The organism is Belliella buryatensis, from assembly GCF_900188245.1.
In the GTDB taxonomy this organism is placed as follows: domain Bacteria; phylum Bacteroidota; class Bacteroidia; order Cytophagales; family Cyclobacteriaceae; genus Belliella; species Belliella buryatensis.
This window is the reverse complement of record NZ_FZOK01000007.1, coordinates 137626-153315: the sequence shown is the minus strand read 5'-3', so window position 1 is coordinate 153315 and position 15690 is coordinate 137626. Positions and strand designations below refer to the sequence as shown.

Below are 15690 nucleotides of genomic sequence, written 5' to 3'. Positions count from 1 at the left end.
ATCTCTAATTGTTCTTCAACCACGCTTTCATAGCTAAATATACACCATTGCTCCATCCAAAACCATCTTGAACTGGATATTCACCGCCGCCAGCATCTAGGCTAAGGTCTTCTACGTTGTACTTCTCCATCATTTTGCCGGTACGGGCAAATACATCCTCGTTCAGTTTGGTCCATCGCTCTGCCAAAGATCTGGCCAAGTCTTCCCTACCATAATTTAGCATAGCTTGAAATCCAATCCACTGTAATGGAGCCCAGCCATTGGGAGCATCCCATTGCTGACCGGAATTGATCAAAGTAGTGACTAATCCACCTGGCTTGAGAAAGTTTTTCTCTACAAAATCCAGTACTCGCTCAGCCTGCTGCTTTGTTGCAGTTTTGGCATAAAGTGGATAAAGCATGGCCAGTGATGGTCTGTCATTCTTGGTTTTGAACTTGATGTGATAATCCAGAAAAATCCCTCTTTCCTCTTCCCAACAATAGCGTTCAATACCTTCAATTCTATTTTTTCGGAAGTTTTTCATCCGATTGATGATAAATTCATCCTCTCCAAATTTCTCCATTGACTCAATGATGATACGCTCAGTTTCCGAAATCAAAACATTCAAGTCCACAGGAATCAAAGCAATGGTTTGGATAGTTTTGAGTTCTGTTGGTTCGTACAACCACCTTGAGCTGAAATCCCAACCAGATTCGCAGGCTGCTCGGATATTTCTGAAGATCTTTTCTGGATACCTACGGCTTTTTTCGGAGACTTCCACATCTTCTATGTAGGATTCTGCACGTGGTTCGTTTTCATCATCCCAATACCTATTCAGAGAAGTATCATCATCCATTCGCACTACTCTATTGTAATATTTCCCAGGTAGAGGGATTTCTTGCTCTCCTTCTATCCAATAAAGGTATTCTACCCAGAGTTCTGGCAGATAGGTTTCATAAACATTCTCATCTCCCTTAGCTTCTGCTAGCAACTCAACCATTTTACCAAAAAAAGGAGGTTGAGAACGAGAAATAAAGTAGGTACGGTTTCCATTGGGAATATGCCCCAATGTCCTAATCAAATAGGCAAAATTCTCCACCATAGATTCAATCAAATCTACCTTCCCAGATTCCTTAAGCCCTAGCATGGTGAAATAACTGTCCCAATAATATATTTCGCGGAACCTACCTCCTGGTACTACATAAGGATTTGGCAAGGGAATTAGACTGGAGCCTTCCAATTCTTCATCAGCATCTCTTTTTAGCACATCCCATTGCAGTTTCAAACGTTCCTCCAAAGTGATGTCAGCTGGATAAGCAATTTTTACAGGATCCTCTTCCTTAGGGATAATAAAGTTTTGAGCCAAAAAGCCTTTGAGATTGAGCCTTCCCGATCTTACAGACCTATAGAAATCTGTAATGATATCCTTTGGGTCTCTCTTGGGAATAGCATCTACAAAAGTCTTAGAGTCGGGAAAAAGCCCACTGCCCTGAACCAATTCAAAAAGTCCTGGATATATATATTCTGGTTGTTCGTAATATTTCATGCTATTTGCATTTTGACTTGTCTATTTAATAATATCAACACCAAACATAGGGCTAATATGGGAATCAATGAAAAATAAAAAGCATTGGTTCCACCATATGACTCAAAGATATGACCAGTCACAATCGAGCCAGTAGTACCCCCCAAGGCAGAAAACACAACTATGAGTCCCGACATGGAGCTTTGCATATACCGAGGTAGTGCGCTGAGGACTACCGAGTTGATTGTAGGATAAATAGGCGCTAGAAAAACTCCTAAGATGGGAAAAAGGTAAACCACAAAGGGTGCATTGAACCATGTGATGGCTTCTGTAAGTTCAGGCTGATTTGCTGTCAGTGGTAAGGTCAGCGTAACACATACACCCACCAAAACTGTACATGCTAGTGTAAATGTCAACCAATGAATCTTCCTTAAGACAAACCCAGCAAGAAGTCTCCCAATCGCTAAAGCCCCCGCCAATATTGCTCCTGCTTGGATACCCATACTAGCCGGTACTTGTAGTACATCTTGATAGAAGGTTGGAGTCCATGTCATGAAACTCTGTTCTATCAAAACAAATAAAAACGCAGATGCTGCAAATACCAAAACCAATGGCTTAATCACCAAGCGCAACATGTCAAGAAACTCCTCTTTGGCATTTGTATCCTCTCTTTTGGATTCAGATTCATTAATCTGGGCGAAGAATAATAAGGCAGCTGCCAATAATGTCATCGCACCCAAATACCAATAAATGTTCAACCAAGTTCTTGAGCTTGGGTCTGCATCATTGACAAAGAGACTGAAAAACACATTTCCTAACAAAACCCCCACCATAAAAAAACCCTCTATAGTACTCATCAAGCTACTATGTTCCTTCGTGTTTTCAGTCACCAAGCCAATGGTGGCAAACACCGATACTTTGATCACCGCAAAGGAAATTCCCACTACAGCAAATAACATCTTAAAATACCAAAATTCATCAGCCACTACAGGCATCATAAAACACAATCCCGCTACTGCAAACAAAGCAATTAGCATTCCTTTTCTAATGCCGACTTTTGGCAAAAAAGAAGCTACGATGAAAGAAAATATAGCAATAGGCAAGTCCTTGAAGCCTTCTAAGACAGAGGCTTCCGCCTTTGTCACATCAAAAGTGCGTTGTACCTGAAGAATCACTGCACCTACTGAGTTGAGCAGGACAGCGAAGACCATATAATTGAAAATTAGTGAAAGTCTTACCAGTAATTTTGAATTCATACAATAGGGTTAATTGAGATGCTAAGTTTCAATTTGAGAAAATAATTGGGATTTTGAAATCATTTGAAAAAATAAGATAAAAAGGTGTCCATGATTTCAAGTAGCTTGATTATATTTCGCTTGATGAATAAGGATCAAAAATTCTACGAGGCATTTAAAAAACACCTCCCTGAAGGAGCTGTCAACTATTGCTTTGACCTTTGGAAAGCTGATCCTTTTAATTTTTATATTACAAGAGAGAGGCAGACCAAATTGGGAGATTTCAGATATCGAAATAATCAAAAAGTCCAAACCATCACCATCAATCACAATCTCAATCCCTATCAATTTCTGATCACTTATGTGCATGAAGTCGCCCACTATAGGGCCTTCAATAAGTATGGAACTAAAATCAAGCCGCATGGCATAGAATGGAAGCGTGCATTTCAAGAGCTACTGGATCCACTACTAGACCCGCATATTTTTCCCAGAGATATTCTTATCCCTCTCAAGAGATACATCATCAACCCTAAGGCTAGTACGGGAGCCGACCCTTGGCTGATGATGGAATTGAGGAAATTTGATGAAGAAATCAAGAATATGGATCTACAATTTCTTCAACAAATCAAAGTCGGATCTCAATTTGAGATTAGTGGAAGGGTTTTTGAAAAACTGGAAGTTAAACGAACAAGAGTACTTTGCCTAGAAATAAATTCTGGTAGAAAGTTTTTGATCTCAGGCCATGCCGAGGTGAAGTTGAAAAAAGATTAATCTTTGGCCTCACCAATTTGGTTTTCTTCAGCAGTGAAGTCTTTTGGTTGTGGTAAGTCAGAAATAGAATTAATACCAAAATATTCCATGAACTTTTCACTTGTTCCATAAAGAATTGGTCTACCAATGCTATCTGATTTTCCTTTGATAGTAATCAATTCCTTTTCTAGCAATTTTTGAATAGAATAATCACAACTCACTCCTCTGATTTGCTCAACTTCAGTCTTTGTGACTGGTTGCTTATAAGCGATGATGGAAAGAGTTTCAAGCTGTGCTGTAGAAAGTCTTTTTTGTGATTGGTGTTTGAGCAGGATTGAAATGCTGCTTTGATAAGCTGGCTTGGTCAAGAATTGATAGCCTCCGGCAATTTGTTCTATTGCAAACGAAAAATCATCAGCTTCATATTTTGACTGCAATTCAGTGATTGCAGTCAAAATATGTTCTGTTGGAACTTCTGTTTCAAACATTTCAGTTAAGCATTTTTGAATCTCCTCTACAGCAATGGGCGAAGGAGAACAAAATACCAAAGCTTCAATATGTCTGTGTAAAAAGTCCAAATTATTTTTTAGCCAATTTAGCCTCTATAGAATGCATGGTGTGAGGGACAGCTTTCAATCTTTCTTTGGAAATCAATTTTCCCGTATCAATGCAAACACCATAAGTTCCATTCTTGATTCTTACCAAAGCATTTTCAAGGTTGATGATAAATTTCTGCTGTCTTCCTGCCAACTGACTGAGACTTTCTCTTTCTAAAGTATCTGCTCCATCTTCCAATAGCTTGGACGTAGAAGCTGTATTATCCGTACCACTATCGTTACTCTTGCTTAGTGTCTGCTTTAATGAATTCAACTCTTCTTTAGCAACACTTAGTTTTTGTAGGATGATCTCTTCAAACTCCTTCAATTCATCAGGAGAATAAGCTGTTTTTTCTTCTATGCTCATAGCTTTCTAATTTATTAGTGGTATACTAGATTAACCCACCCCGGGTTTTAAAAGCCCCTAAAATACAGCTAGGTTTTGGATTTCCAAAAATAAAAAAACCGCCAATTTGGCGGTTCTTAATTCACTGACAGATTCTGTAATCTCTTTTCCAATAACTTCTCATCCATAATCAGATGATACTTCATCCGTAAGTATCTCTGTATCAATTTGATGGTCTTTCCTTTTTCGAGAAAATAGGTTCTCAGGGTTTGGGCGATTAGGTCGTGGTTCATTTTAGGTAGGTTTTTACGGTTAGAGCAATGAAAATAAGGATAATATTCCATTGATAAAAATTTTCACCTGATTTTTGTGCCGACAATAACAGTTTTCTTTGTTTGAGATACATTTCCATCTAGATCAAATACATCCGCAATTAAGATGTAATAGCCTGTCCTTACTTTCCTCCCAGAGGAATCTGTTCCATCCCAAATATAAAATCCTGAAGTCCCCCAAATCTCATTTTGACAGATCTCTCTGACTAGTGAGCCATTTGTAGCAAAAATCCTCAGCGTAGCTAACAATCCAGGCTGATCCACTTGATAGCTGATGGTGGTAATATTCTGCTCTCCAGCTGCATCTGGGACAAATACCTTTGGATTAATTTCAATTCCAAACCTATCTGAACCTTCAAAGGTATTCGAGTTTTTGAACCCCGGGCTGGCATATCCTACCGCCGCTGAGGCTGATTGCCAATTGTCCGCCTGATCTACTGGAGCAGTTGCGCTCAAACGCTCTAAAGAAACTCCTCTCGGTTCGCGTAGTAAGCGGTGATGCATTCGCTCGTTGTAGGAGAATATCTCAGGAAATTGCTCCTCAGGATCTAACCAAACCACATTCCCTTGCGACTGCGGGTAGCTTGGAAGTGTGCTGAGCTCAATGAATTTTGCCTTATCTCCTTTTGGATATTCACTCTTAAGCCTTTCTGAGTCAGTTGTAAAAACCAAAAAACTAAAGGGCTCTATGATTAAATCAACTGTAGACACAACACGTCGGTTGGCGATTTCACCATCACTATTAAGATTAGCTAGCTTCCAGTCTTTGAGATTGATAAATTTATTGGATTGGTTATACATCTCAACAAATTTCGGGCCTCCAGTCCTGGCATTGAATAACACCTCATTGATTACAATATCCCCAGCTTCCGGATCTGATGGAATGGTAAAGAAGAAAGTTTCCTGATCTGCTTTGATTTCATTTCCAACACAATCTCTTAGCCCAGTGATTTTCCCTTCATACTTGATGCCTTCTTTTAGCTCAGCATCAAAAGATAAAAGTATTGTCAATTGATCTGGGCTCAATTCAACACTTCTTAAATCAAGATTTGGCGAAAATTCAATATTCAAAACTTGTAGAATTGGACTCAGTATTTTAGAAAAAGTAACTGTTACCTGGTTATAATCAATTACTCTTGCGTTGATTATCTCTGGTGCTGTAAGATCAGGGGATTCATCAAATACCGCATTCACTAGACCAGGGGTACCTCTTGCTGGACTTGTAGATGATTTAAGATTACTACTGATATTACAATCTATAAAGGGATTAACTATTTCTAAGCTGTAGCCGCCAGAAGCAAACGCACTCCCTCCAAAACTAGCTGTGGTATAATTCAAACTGTCAATGATTTGATCAGTAGCATCCCAAAGCTTTAATTGGTCGGCACTATTAAGTAAAGTAGGCCAATTGGTTAAACCTATGACTCTACCATAAGGAGCATATTCAGCTACTCTAGTCCTCGGGCAAAGAATCACATACTCATTTGGAAGCAGGATTTCATTTGGAATAGTAGTAGTCCTTCTTGAATTAGCCAGTTGAAACCCTCCCAGATTGACAGCTATGCCACTTCTGTTGTACAGTTCTACATACTCTACATTGGGAAGAGTGTTTCCTGCTCTTGGAGCTGGCATGATTTCATTGATTATGATGGACTTAAAACCAACCTGAGGAGGTAATTCAAAAGTAAAATCAAAACTGAGTAGCCCTGAAAAATTGCCTGCAAGATCTGCTATTTGGTTGGCAGTGACACGATAAGTTTGACCTTCAATGAAATTAAATCCCCACTTAAGTAATACAGCTGCCCCACTTTCCTGCAATTGGGCTTGAATAGGCTGTTGATTCTCGATGGTGTAATTACTCAATATACCAGCATAAATAGGGTCTAGGGGCTCTGATAATAGAAGCATAATCTCTTGACTGCTTACTATCAGAACTTGGGTCAACTCAGGAGCGGTAGCGTCCCATACAAAGTCCCTGTAACTGCCATGCAATAGTTTCCCCCTTACTGTCCAACGCGGTGGAATAGCCAATGTATAATTGATATTTTCTTCAAATACTTCTCCTGGAATTAATACTATTTGATTATTGTCTTGATCTTGTTCGGTCGAAAAAGTAATCTCAGATTCAAGTAGCTTAAAATCAGAAATCGAAAAGGAATTTTGATTTAAGGACTCTTGATGATTCATCACGAGTCTTGATTCGGATATGGCGAAAAATTCTGATACCCCATCTTCGTAGACTAATAGAATTTCTGAAGGCTCTCCCATCAGTTGATTTTTGTTTTGAACGGCCTCTGCTTCTACTTTGATTTCTTCCTCTAGGCGAAGAACTTGAGACAATTCTAAGGTCAATGAAAAGCCATCTTCCGAAAGGGTTAAGCCAGAAGGCACAGCTCCATTGATACGGAATTTGTTAGCTTGACTGACGGATGATGCCTCGTAAAATTGAGAAAAGCTGAGCTCAATCAATTCAGGACTTCTGATCAAAATATCCCCCATCCTGATCAATCGATGATCCAGTTCAATCCCAATTTCTGCTGTCAATTGTCCATCCTGAGCTTCTAAGTCAACCAATTGTAAATTTAATATTCCAGATAGAACCTCCGATTCAAATTCAATAACTGCTTCATAATCCACAGGAAAATAAAGCCCACTTACCTTTGGACTAGAAAAGCTAATTTGAGTTTGTTCAAAAGGTATAATTGGTCGATCAAATGACAAGTACAGTTCGAATGGATTGAGTAATCTAGCTTCTACGACTTTGATGGGGTCTACCTGCTCTTCAACTTCATAAAAACCAAAATCATCCAAAAAAAATCTAGCGGCAGAGCCTACTCCAGGCCCATATTTGACTTCAATCTTAATAAAGACCCTATTGTTCCAATATTCTACGGGTACACCCAGTTCATAGAGTTTATAGTCCGTATGCTGATTAGGAAAAGTGTTGTTGTCCCCAATTTGTACTGCTTGTCCATAATTCCCAATTTCCTTACCAAAAGAAATAAAAACAGTAGCAGGTCTATTTCCAGAACCATTTTGACGAGTTTTTGCAAAAAGAGCGATTTTGGGGGCATCAAATCCACTAAGGTCATAGCTAGTATGAATTTCTCCATCAAAAGTAGAAATAGGTTGTACACCTAACGCTCTTGAGCCATTTCTCCCTTCCCCATTAGCTTGAAAAACACGTGCAGCGGTACTTCTAACCTCGTTAGCAGACCAAAATGGCAAAAACTCTTCAGGATGGTTTACAATCTCAAAATTGCTTTCAAAGTCCTGAACCTGGGCAAAAATCTCAGCTGAAAGCAAACAGCCGAAACCTAGTATGGAAAAAGCAAAGAAACTCCATACATTTTGGAATATCCTCATGCCTTTAAATTAAAAATCAACCAATAAATAAACGGTAATTGAAACGGCTAATTGTGAAATGTTTTAAAAACGGCAAAACTCTGGACATTTATTTGATGTTTAGCTAATTGTCAAGGCAAAAACCCTTCATTTTGAAAATTCTTGCCTTACATTTGCCATTCATTTCATAAAAATCAATTCAAAAACTTTAAAAATGAAACTAGCCGTTGTAGGAGCTACCGGATTGGTAGGCTCAGAAATCCTAGAAGTGCTGGCAGAGCACGATTTCCAATTTGATGAATTACTCTTGGTCGCAAGTGAAAGATCCGCAGGGAAAAAGATGACTTTTAAGGGTAAGGAATACTCGATAATTGGACTTAAACAGGCAGTTTCTGAGAAGCCTGACATCGCTATTTTTTCGGCAGGAGGAGACACTTCCAAAGAATGGGCACCACAATTTGCAGCAGCTGGCTCTATTGTCATTGACAATTCCTCGGCCTGGAGAATGGACCCAAGTAAAAAATTGGTTGTACCAGAAATCAATGCTAAAGATCTTCGAATCGACGATAGAATCATAGCAAATCCAAACTGTTCCACCATCCAAATGGTCTTGGCACTTGAGCCATTGAGAGCAAAATATGGCATCAAAAGAATCGTGGTGTCTACTTATCAGTCTGTAACAGGAACTGGTAAAGCAGCCGTGGACCAAATGATGTCCGAGCGCGCTGGAGAAAAAGCCGAAATGGTCTATCCACATAAAATTGACTTGAATGTACTTCCTCACATTGATGTATTCCAGCCAAACGGATACACCAAAGAGGAAATGAAGATGATCAACGAGACCAAAAAAATCTTCAACGATAACAGTATCCAAGTCACGGCAACGACAGTAAGAATCCCGACAATGGGAGGTCACTCGGAAGCTGTCAATGTGGAATTCCACAAAGATTTTGACCTTGATGAAGTTAGAAATTTATTAGCATCTGCTCCTGGAATAATCGTACAAGATGATCCAGCTAACAATGTATATCCAATGCCATTGACAGCGCATAAAAAAGATGAAGTGTTTGTTGGTAGATTGAGAAGAGATGAATCTCAAGCAAACACTTTGAATATGTGGATTGTAGCAGATAACTTGAGAAAAGGCGCTGCTACCAATGCGGTGCAGATTGCAGAATATTTAGTAGAACACAACTTGGTATAATTTGGATTTAAGCCAATTCGATACTGAAACCTTTAAACAATTTGTGCAGGATCATCTTCATGAAGATCCTGCACAATTGCTTTTAAAATACGCTGGAAAGACCGAATTTGATCTCAAATTTGCAATACAACAAATCCATGCAAGGCAAAAAGCCAAAAACAAAATCCCCTCTTGGGCTGTAAACCCAAATTTACTTTTTCCTCCATCCATATCCATGGAACAGGCTTCCTCAGAAGATACAGCTCTTTTTAAGGCTGAATTGGTAAAAGGAAAATCCATGATCGACTTAACCGGAGGTCTGGGAATTGACACTTATTATTTGGCGCAGAATTTCGAAAAAGCAATCTACTGCGAAAGACAGGAAGATCTAGCTAAACTTTCTGAACATAACTTCAAGCAACTCTCTGACAATAAATTCACAGTCATCCATGGCGATAGCTTGGATTTCCTTTCCAAAAGTCAAGAAAATTTCGACCTGATTTATGCAGACCCTGCGCGTCGTGGCGGACAAAACCAAAAGCTTTACAAATTGGCGGATTGTGAACCTGATGTCGTACAGCATTGGGGTTTGTTAACATCTAAAGCTAAAACCATTCTGATCAAAGCCTCTCCAATGCTTGACATCAAGCAAGCACTGATTGAGATTCCAGAAATCCAACAAGTGTGGGTCATCTCTGTCCGCAATGAAGTCAAGGAAGTGCTCCTCAAATGGCAGCAAGAATCCAAAGTAGACGACCGAAAAATCATTGCTGTCGATCTACACCCCGATGGAAAAAGAGAATTCTCTTTCACTTTTGAAGCGGAAGAAGAAGCAGAAAGTGTTTTTGGCGCGGCGGGGAGCTATCTTATCGAACCCACGTCAAGTATCCTCAAAGCGGGTGCTTTTAAGCTATTTGGACAGCAATTTGGATTGAAAAAACTACACCCTAATAGTCATATTTTTACTTGTGATGCATTGCCAGCCAAACAGATTCCTGGACGAATTTTTAAAATTTTACAAGAAGTCCAAAACCCCAAAAAGGAATTGAAACAGCTAGTTCCATCTGGAAAAATCAATATCATCACGAGAAATTATATACTCTCTCCAGACGATTTTAAGAAAAAATATAAACTCAAAGACGGTGGTACACAATTCTTGATTGGGACCAAATCCGGGGAAAAGTATGCATTGTATTTGGCGGAATTAGCTAGATAAATCATCGAAAATAATTTGAGACTTTAGCACAAAAATATTTTATATTCCCGCTAAATTAAGTTTATGATATTGCCTTTTTTCTCTTAAAAACACGTATTTTAGAGTTTAGTAAGCTTTTTTATTGATGGAAATTAGTGCCATTTTAATCAAAATCTACAATGACAGACCTCGCTTCAGAAAATAATTTCATTCTTTACACAGCTCCGAGTGGAGAGGTGTCGCTTAAAGTTTTGATACAAAATGACACCATTTGGCTTACACAAAAATCAATGGGATTGATTTTTGAAACGTCTCCACAAAATATCACTATTCACCTCAAAAATATATTTCAAAGCAGGGAATTAGATGAAGAATCAACTTGTAAAGAATTTTTACAGGTTCAAATAGAGGGTGGCAGAGAAGTATCAAGAAAATACAAAATGTATAATCTTGATGCAATTATTTCTGTAGGCTACCGGGTAAATTCTGCTAAAGCTACCCAATTCAGAATCTGGGCGACTAAAACATTGCGAGAATATATCATCAAGGGATTTGTGCTTGATGATAACCGATTGAAGCAAGGGGAAACACTTTTTCGACAAAGAAATCAAAAGACTGAAAAAATAAGAGCTTGGATTTAATAAAACCCAAGCTCTCGAATTATTTATACTTTTTATTCAATAACAAATTACAGCATCGGCCTAAACTGCTTCAAAAATCTGACATCATTCTCAGTGAAGAGTCTTAAATCTTTGATTTGATACTTGAGCATCGCGATTCGCTCGATTCCCATACCAAAAGCAAATCCTGTGTATTTTTTGGAATCAATACCGCAGTTTTCAAGGACGTTTGGATCTACCATCCCAGAGCCACCGATTTCTACCCATCCTGTACCTTTGCAGACATTGCAGCCAGAACCACCACAGAGTTGGCAGGAGATGTCAATCTCCGCACTTGGCTCGGTAAATGGGAAATAAGAAGGTCTGAATCGTACTTTGGTCTCTTTGCCAAACATTTCCTTCGCAAAATGATATAGTGTATTCTTCAAATCAGCAAATCCCACATTTTCATCCACATAAAGCCCTTCCACTTGATGGAAGATACAGTGTGCTCTTGCTGAGATCGCTTCATTTCTGTAAACCCTTCCTGGCGAAAGTGTCCGAATAGGTGGTTTTTGATTTTCCATCACCCTCACCTGCACAGAGGAAGTATGTGTTCTCAAAGCGATGTCTGGATTTTTCTCAATGAAAAAAGTGTCCTGCATTTCTCTTGCAGGGTGATTTTCAGGAAAATTCAGAGCTGTGAAATTATGCCAATCATCTTCGATTTCAGGTCCTTCGGAAAGGTTGAAGCCAATTCTTTCAAAAATCTCGATGATCCGCTGACGTGTAGCTGTCAAAGGATGAATCCCTCCAACGCCCACATTTGTTGGCGGAAGTGTCAGGTCAATATCTTGAGATTTAGATTGCTTTTGGCTGTTGTTTACCTTATCGATCAATTCTTGGAATTTCTCTTCAGCAAGAACTTTCACCTCATTGATCAACTGACCGTAAGCTTTCTTTTCTTCATTAGGGATATTTCTCATTTCAGCAAAAAGCTCCCCAACGACACTTTTTTTACTGATATATTTCATTCTGTAAGCCTCCAGCTCATCTGCGTTTTGAGCATCTGTGGCGGCTATTTCAGATTTTATTGCGTCTATTTTCTCTTGTTGCATCGGATCAAGAATTTTGGAAATCACAAATCTAAAAGATTCTGATTGAAAGGCAGATTAATTATGGAATAAAAAGGTGCTTAAGCTTTCTTTTTGAGTTTGGCAATATAAAATCCATCAAAACCACTTTCTTGAGCCAGCACTTTTTGATCTTCAATCAATTCAAAAGGCTTTCCCTTTTCTGAAGCAAGGAATTTGGCTACTTGATCTTGATTTTCGCTTGGCAAGATACTACAAGTCGCATAAACCATAATTCCACCGGGCTTCAGCATTGCAGAATAGTTTTGAAGGATCTCTTGTTGTATTTGTTGTACTTTAGCTACTGATTCTGGAGAGATTTTCCATTTGGTATCTGGATTTCTTCTCAACACACCTAGACCTGTACAAGGCACATCTAAAAGTAGTCTATCTGCTGATTCCTTTAGTCTTTTGATGGTTTTATTTCCTTCTATTGGTCTAGGCTCGATGATGCTTACGCCATTTCTTCTTGCCCTTAGTTTTGTATTCTGCAACTTCCAGCCTTCCACATCCATAGAGATGATTCGGCCTTTGTTTTCCATCAGTGCTGCCAGATGTAGGGATTTACCACCTGCCCCAGCACAAGCATCAATCACTCGCATTCCAGGCTCTACTTCTAATGCCTGCGCTACAAGTTGGGAAGAAGCATCTTGTACTTCAAAAAGCCCCTCTTTGAATGCTACATTTTTGAATATATTCTGCCTTCTCCCAAGGACAAGCGCATCCTTGTACCCTTTAGGCGCATAGGTTTCTATATCATCTTGTGCTAATCTATTCATCAAATCCTCTCGGCTGATTTTAAGAGTATTTACCCGCAAAACGACGTCAGCTTGAGTATTGAGGGTTGTGAGCTCTTCCTCCCATTTTTCTCCAAGAAGCTCCTCACCCATTTTATCCAACCATTCTGGAATCGATTGCAAAGTAGCCCTGTCTGTGATTCTTTTGTACTTTCGCTCGACTACCTCAGCATTGATTCCTTTAAATTCTCTCCACTCTGGAAGCTCTTTTCCTTGCAATAACCAATAAGTTCCAAAAAGATGATAAGTGTCCGAAGATGGACTGACAGCATTGATCAATTTCCACCAGCGAACCATGTCATAGACAGACTCTGCGATAAAACCGCGATCTCTTGCTCCCCATTTCGGGTTAGATTTCAAAGTACGCTCGATAACTTTGTCAGCATATTTATTATTTTTGAATATTTCGTCAATCGCAGTGACTACACCATTGACTGTACTGGTATGGAGTTTCATAATTCTGATTTTGAACTTGCAAAGATAGGAAGAATTGAAAGGAATAGGGTTAAATTCAATAATTCCAAAAAACTGCGGGGATCTGGATTGATCTTTGTGACCATTCTGATGGATTAGATCAGTACTTTTAAATCAAAAAACTTAATTTTGAATCATGGGAGAGAAAAAATGCCCTCACTGTGGGGAATGGTCCAAATGGACTACTGATGTCAACGATACCTGTGAACATTGCGGAAAGCCTTTAGGCGGTCGTGATTTAGAATATAAGGAAAGACGAGAAAGAGACACCAAAGCTAATGAAGAGCAGTGGATTTTCTATATCAAAGAAACGGATTCTGATTTTGTCAAAGGAATGAAAAAAGTCGGAAACTTTTTTTACACCATCTACATGGCCATTATTACCTTTTTGGCTTGGGTCGTGGCTGCACTTCCGGGATAAATGTCAGTCATTCGTAACCCGCTTTTCCTTTTATGTTGTCTATTGTTTTGGGTCAATCAAGCCATAGAGCGCCTCTGGGGTATATTTATCCCTTGGATTCATGCTTATTTGGATGATCTGCTGGCTATGCCTGTCATCTTTGGAATTACCCTTCAAATCTTCCGATGGATTCATCCATTGAAAAGTAGATTTGTATTTTCCAAAGTACAATTGCTTATCGGTTGGGCATATTTTTCTGTAATATTTGAAGTATTCCTACCTAGAAGATCTGATATTTACACAGCAGATCCATGGGATGTCTTGTGCTATGCAATTGGCACCCTTTTATTTTACAAATTGATCAATTATCCAATTTCAGATCCTAAATGAAAACTTTGAGACAATTATATCAGCGCTGTGTGGAGCAGCTTGGAAGCTTCTATGATAATCAAGAAGCAGAAAGTCTCAGTATGTGGCTGCTAGAGGAATTGTTGTCAGTGAAGCGATTTGATATACTGAAGGATATTGAAATAAAACACCTCCCCGATAATTTCGATGAAGTCTTACAACAATTACAACAAAAAAAACCAATCCAATATATTTTTCAAAAGGCTCCATTCTATAGGAGAGATTTTTTTGTCAATGAACATGTCTTGATTCCAAGAAATGAAACCGAAGAACTGGTTCATTTGATCATTCAAGAAAACAAACAACTCAATCTACGAATTTTAGATATCGGAACTGGCTCGGGTTGTATTCCTATAAGTTTGGCTTTGGAGATTCATTCCTCCAAGGTCATTGCCCTAGACATCAGTGAGCTTGCTCTTGAAGTAGCTCAAAGCAATGCCAATACACTTGAAGCTAATATTGAATTCTACAAAATAGATATACTAACTGAAGATATACCTGTAAGGGATTTGGATATCATCGTCAGTAATCCTCCTTATGTATGTGAATCAGAGAAAAAACTGATGCATGACAATGTGCTCCAATACGAGCCACATTTGGCTTTGTTCGTTACTGATCAGGATCCACTTCAATTTTACAGAGTAATTGCTGACAAGGCCAAATCAAACCTAAAATCTGGTGGCAAGCTATATTTTGAAATCAACGAAGCCCATGGAAAAGCTACCAAGGAATTATTAGAAAGCTTAGGCTATCATAATGTAGTAGTACATCAAGACCTCAACGGGAAAGAACGAATTGTGAAAGCGATAGTGAAAAATTAAAACTTTTGAGAAAAAACACTTATCTTCATTTTCACTTCATTTACAGTGATTTACTTTGAAGTGTAAATTAAAAGTATTAGTCATGAAAACGACAGCAATCATCCTATCTTTCTTTTTCATTATAGGATTGGCAAACGCCCAATCTGAAAAGAAAGTAGAAACTAAACCAACCAAGACCGAACTTCCTGAAAAAGCAGAAAAAGGTTCTGAAATAAGCGAAATGGCTACTACTATCGAAGGTGGTAAAGAAAAAGGACTTAGCATCTCAAGTGCTGCAAGAAGAAGTACTTTGATGCGTGAAAGAGCTACGAAAGGGGCTGAGAATGCAGAGACTGGAAGAGAAAGAGCCGAAATGGGAGCTACAAATTCCGAAAAGGGTAAAGAAATCTCCAATCAAGCAAGAGCAGGTCAAATGAGACCAGACAAGCCAGTCAATGGTGCAAGACCTAATATCACTGTACCACAAGCTAGGCCAAATCTCCCTATAGTACGACCAGGGAAACCAGAAAAACCTAGTGGTAGACCAGCGACACCTCCTGGTAGGCCAGGTGGGGTTCCTGGTGGAATTTAAA

General features: G+C 39.0%; 16 protein-coding genes. 8 read left to right on the top strand and 8 right to left on the bottom strand.

Going from position 1 to position 15690, the window contains the following annotated elements; translation table 11 throughout:
* Positions 1-4: 4 nt before the first annotated feature.
* A complete protein-coding gene (treF, locus tag CHB66_RS08945) occupies positions 5-1525 on the bottom strand; it encodes an alpha,alpha-trehalase TreF (RefSeq protein ID WP_089240118.1) in 1521 nt (506 codons plus the stop codon).
* Positions 1522-2760, bottom strand: coding sequence for an MFS transporter (locus tag CHB66_RS08940; RefSeq protein ID WP_089240116.1), 1239 nt, complete (start codon positions 2758-2760; stop codon positions 1522-1524). The genes treF and CHB66_RS08940 overlap by 4 nt, the downstream gene beginning before the upstream one ends.
* A gap of 90 nt (positions 2761-2850) precedes the next feature.
* On the opposite strand from CHB66_RS08940, the gene CHB66_RS08935 reads away from it, so the two are divergent.
* A complete protein-coding gene (locus CHB66_RS08935) occupies positions 2851-3510 on the top strand; it encodes a SprT family zinc-dependent metalloprotease (RefSeq protein ID WP_089240114.1) in 660 nt (219 codons plus the stop codon).
* Here CHB66_RS08935 and scpB read toward each other — a convergent pair.
* The 4 genes from scpB to CHB66_RS08920 all read right to left on the bottom strand — a co-directional run bounded on the left by scpB (position 3507) and on the right by CHB66_RS08920 (position 8129).
* Entirely contained in the window at positions 3507-4067 is a 561-nt protein-coding gene (gene scpB, locus CHB66_RS08930; protein WP_089240112.1) for an SMC-Scp complex subunit ScpB, read from the bottom strand. The genes CHB66_RS08935 and scpB overlap by 4 nt on opposite strands.
* A 1-nt stretch (position 4068) precedes the next feature.
* Positions 4069-4452 carry a TraR/DksA family transcriptional regulator gene (locus tag CHB66_RS08925; protein ID WP_089240110.1) on the bottom strand — a complete coding sequence of 128 codons (384 nt, stop codon included), beginning with the start codon at positions 4450-4452 and terminating at the stop codon, positions 4069-4071.
* A gap of 116 nt (positions 4453-4568) precedes the next feature.
* The gene (locus CHB66_RS16965; protein ID WP_170932460.1) at positions 4569-4724 is read right to left on the bottom strand and encodes a hypothetical protein; all 156 of its coding nucleotides are present in this window, start codon (positions 4722-4724) and stop codon (positions 4569-4571) included.
* Positions 4725-4787: 63 nt separating this feature from the next.
* Positions 4788-8129: a lamin tail domain-containing protein gene (locus CHB66_RS08920; protein WP_089240108.1), complete on the bottom strand. Its 3342-nt coding sequence runs from the start codon at positions 8127-8129 to the stop codon at positions 4788-4790.
* A gap of 193 nt (positions 8130-8322) precedes the next feature.
* Here CHB66_RS08920 and CHB66_RS08915 point away from each other — a divergent pair, with 193 nt between their 5' ends.
* From CHB66_RS08915 to CHB66_RS08905, 3 genes are all read left to right on the top strand, one after another.
* Complete coding sequence (locus tag CHB66_RS08915) at positions 8323-9312, top strand: aspartate-semialdehyde dehydrogenase (protein ID WP_089240106.1); 990 nt, start codon at positions 8323-8325, stop codon at positions 9310-9312.
* 1 nt (position 9313) lies between these two features.
* A complete protein-coding gene (locus CHB66_RS08910; protein WP_089240104.1) occupies positions 9314-10507 on the top strand; it encodes a class I SAM-dependent methyltransferase in 1194 nt (397 codons plus the stop codon).
* A 158-nt stretch (positions 10508-10665) separates the two neighbouring features.
* Positions 10666-11127: a virulence RhuM family protein gene (locus tag CHB66_RS08905; RefSeq protein ID WP_089240102.1), complete on the top strand. Its 462-nt coding sequence runs from the start codon at positions 10666-10668 to the stop codon at positions 11125-11127.
* A 47-nt stretch (positions 11128-11174) separates the two neighbouring features.
* Here CHB66_RS08905 and pheS read toward each other — a convergent pair whose 3' ends face one another.
* The gene (gene pheS / locus CHB66_RS08900) at positions 11175-12203 is read right to left on the bottom strand and encodes a phenylalanine--tRNA ligase subunit alpha (protein ID WP_089240100.1); all 1029 of its coding nucleotides are present in this window, start codon (positions 12201-12203) and stop codon (positions 11175-11177) included.
* Positions 12204-12280: 77 nt separating this feature from the next.
* Complete coding sequence (locus CHB66_RS08895; RefSeq protein ID WP_089240098.1) at positions 12281-13471, bottom strand: RsmB/NOP family class I SAM-dependent RNA methyltransferase; 1191 nt, start codon at positions 13469-13471, stop codon at positions 12281-12283.
* 154 nt (positions 13472-13625) lie between these two features.
* Here CHB66_RS08895 and CHB66_RS08890 point away from each other — a divergent pair, with 154 nt between their 5' ends.
* The 4 genes from CHB66_RS08890 to CHB66_RS08875 all read left to right on the top strand — a co-directional run bounded on the left by CHB66_RS08890 (position 13626) and on the right by CHB66_RS08875 (position 15689).
* A complete protein-coding gene (locus tag CHB66_RS08890) occupies positions 13626-13910 on the top strand; it encodes a hypothetical protein (RefSeq protein WP_089240096.1) in 285 nt (94 codons plus the stop codon).
* A complete protein-coding gene (locus tag CHB66_RS08885; RefSeq protein WP_089240094.1) occupies positions 13911-14279 on the top strand; it encodes a magnesium citrate secondary transporter in 369 nt (122 codons plus the stop codon).
* Positions 14276-15118: a peptide chain release factor N(5)-glutamine methyltransferase gene (gene prmC, locus CHB66_RS08880; RefSeq protein ID WP_089240092.1), complete on the top strand. Its 843-nt coding sequence runs from the start codon at positions 14276-14278 to the stop codon at positions 15116-15118. The genes CHB66_RS08885 and prmC overlap by 4 nt, the downstream gene beginning before the upstream one ends.
* An 82-nt stretch (positions 15119-15200) precedes the next feature.
* Positions 15201-15689: a hypothetical protein gene (locus CHB66_RS08875; RefSeq protein WP_089240090.1), complete on the top strand. Its 489-nt coding sequence runs from the start codon at positions 15201-15203 to the stop codon at positions 15687-15689.
* Position 15690 lies beyond the last annotated feature (1 nt).

Coding starts and splice junctions, on each gene's coding strand:
- treF (WP_089240118.1), bottom strand. CDS start 1,525: ATGAAATATTACGAACAACCAGAATATATATATCCAGGACTTTTTGAA.
- CHB66_RS08940 (WP_089240116.1), bottom strand. CDS start 2,760: ATGAATTCAAAATTACTGGTAAGACTTTCACTAATTTTCAATTATATG.
- CHB66_RS08935 (WP_089240114.1), top strand. CDS start 2,851: ATGATTTCAAGTAGCTTGATTATATTTCGCTTGATGAATAAGGATCAA.
- CHB66_RS08925 (WP_089240110.1), bottom strand. CDS start 4,452: ATGAGCATAGAAGAAAAAACAGCTTATTCTCCTGATGAATTGAAGGAG.
- CHB66_RS16965 (WP_170932460.1), bottom strand. CDS start 4,724: ATGAACCACGACCTAATCGCCCAAACCCTGAGAACCTATTTTCTCGAA.
- CHB66_RS08920 (WP_089240108.1), bottom strand. CDS start 8,129: ATGAGGATATTCCAAAATGTATGGAGTTTCTTTGCTTTTTCCATACTA.
- CHB66_RS08915 (WP_089240106.1), top strand. CDS start 8,323: ATGAAACTAGCCGTTGTAGGAGCTACCGGATTGGTAGGCTCAGAAATC.
- CHB66_RS08905 (WP_089240102.1), top strand. CDS start 10,666: ATGACAGACCTCGCTTCAGAAAATAATTTCATTCTTTACACAGCTCCG.
- pheS (WP_089240100.1), bottom strand. CDS start 12,203: ATGCAACAAGAGAAAATAGACGCAATAAAATCTGAAATAGCCGCCACA.
- CHB66_RS08895 (WP_089240098.1), bottom strand. CDS start 13,471: ATGAAACTCCATACCAGTACAGTCAATGGTGTAGTCACTGCGATTGAC.
- CHB66_RS08890 (WP_089240096.1), top strand. CDS start 13,626: ATGGGAGAGAAAAAATGCCCTCACTGTGGGGAATGGTCCAAATGGACT.
- CHB66_RS08885 (WP_089240094.1), top strand. CDS start 13,911: ATGTCAGTCATTCGTAACCCGCTTTTCCTTTTATGTTGTCTATTGTTT.
- prmC (WP_089240092.1), top strand. CDS start 14,276: ATGAAAACTTTGAGACAATTATATCAGCGCTGTGTGGAGCAGCTTGGA.
- CHB66_RS08875 (WP_089240090.1), top strand. CDS start 15,201: ATGAAAACGACAGCAATCATCCTATCTTTCTTTTTCATTATAGGATTG.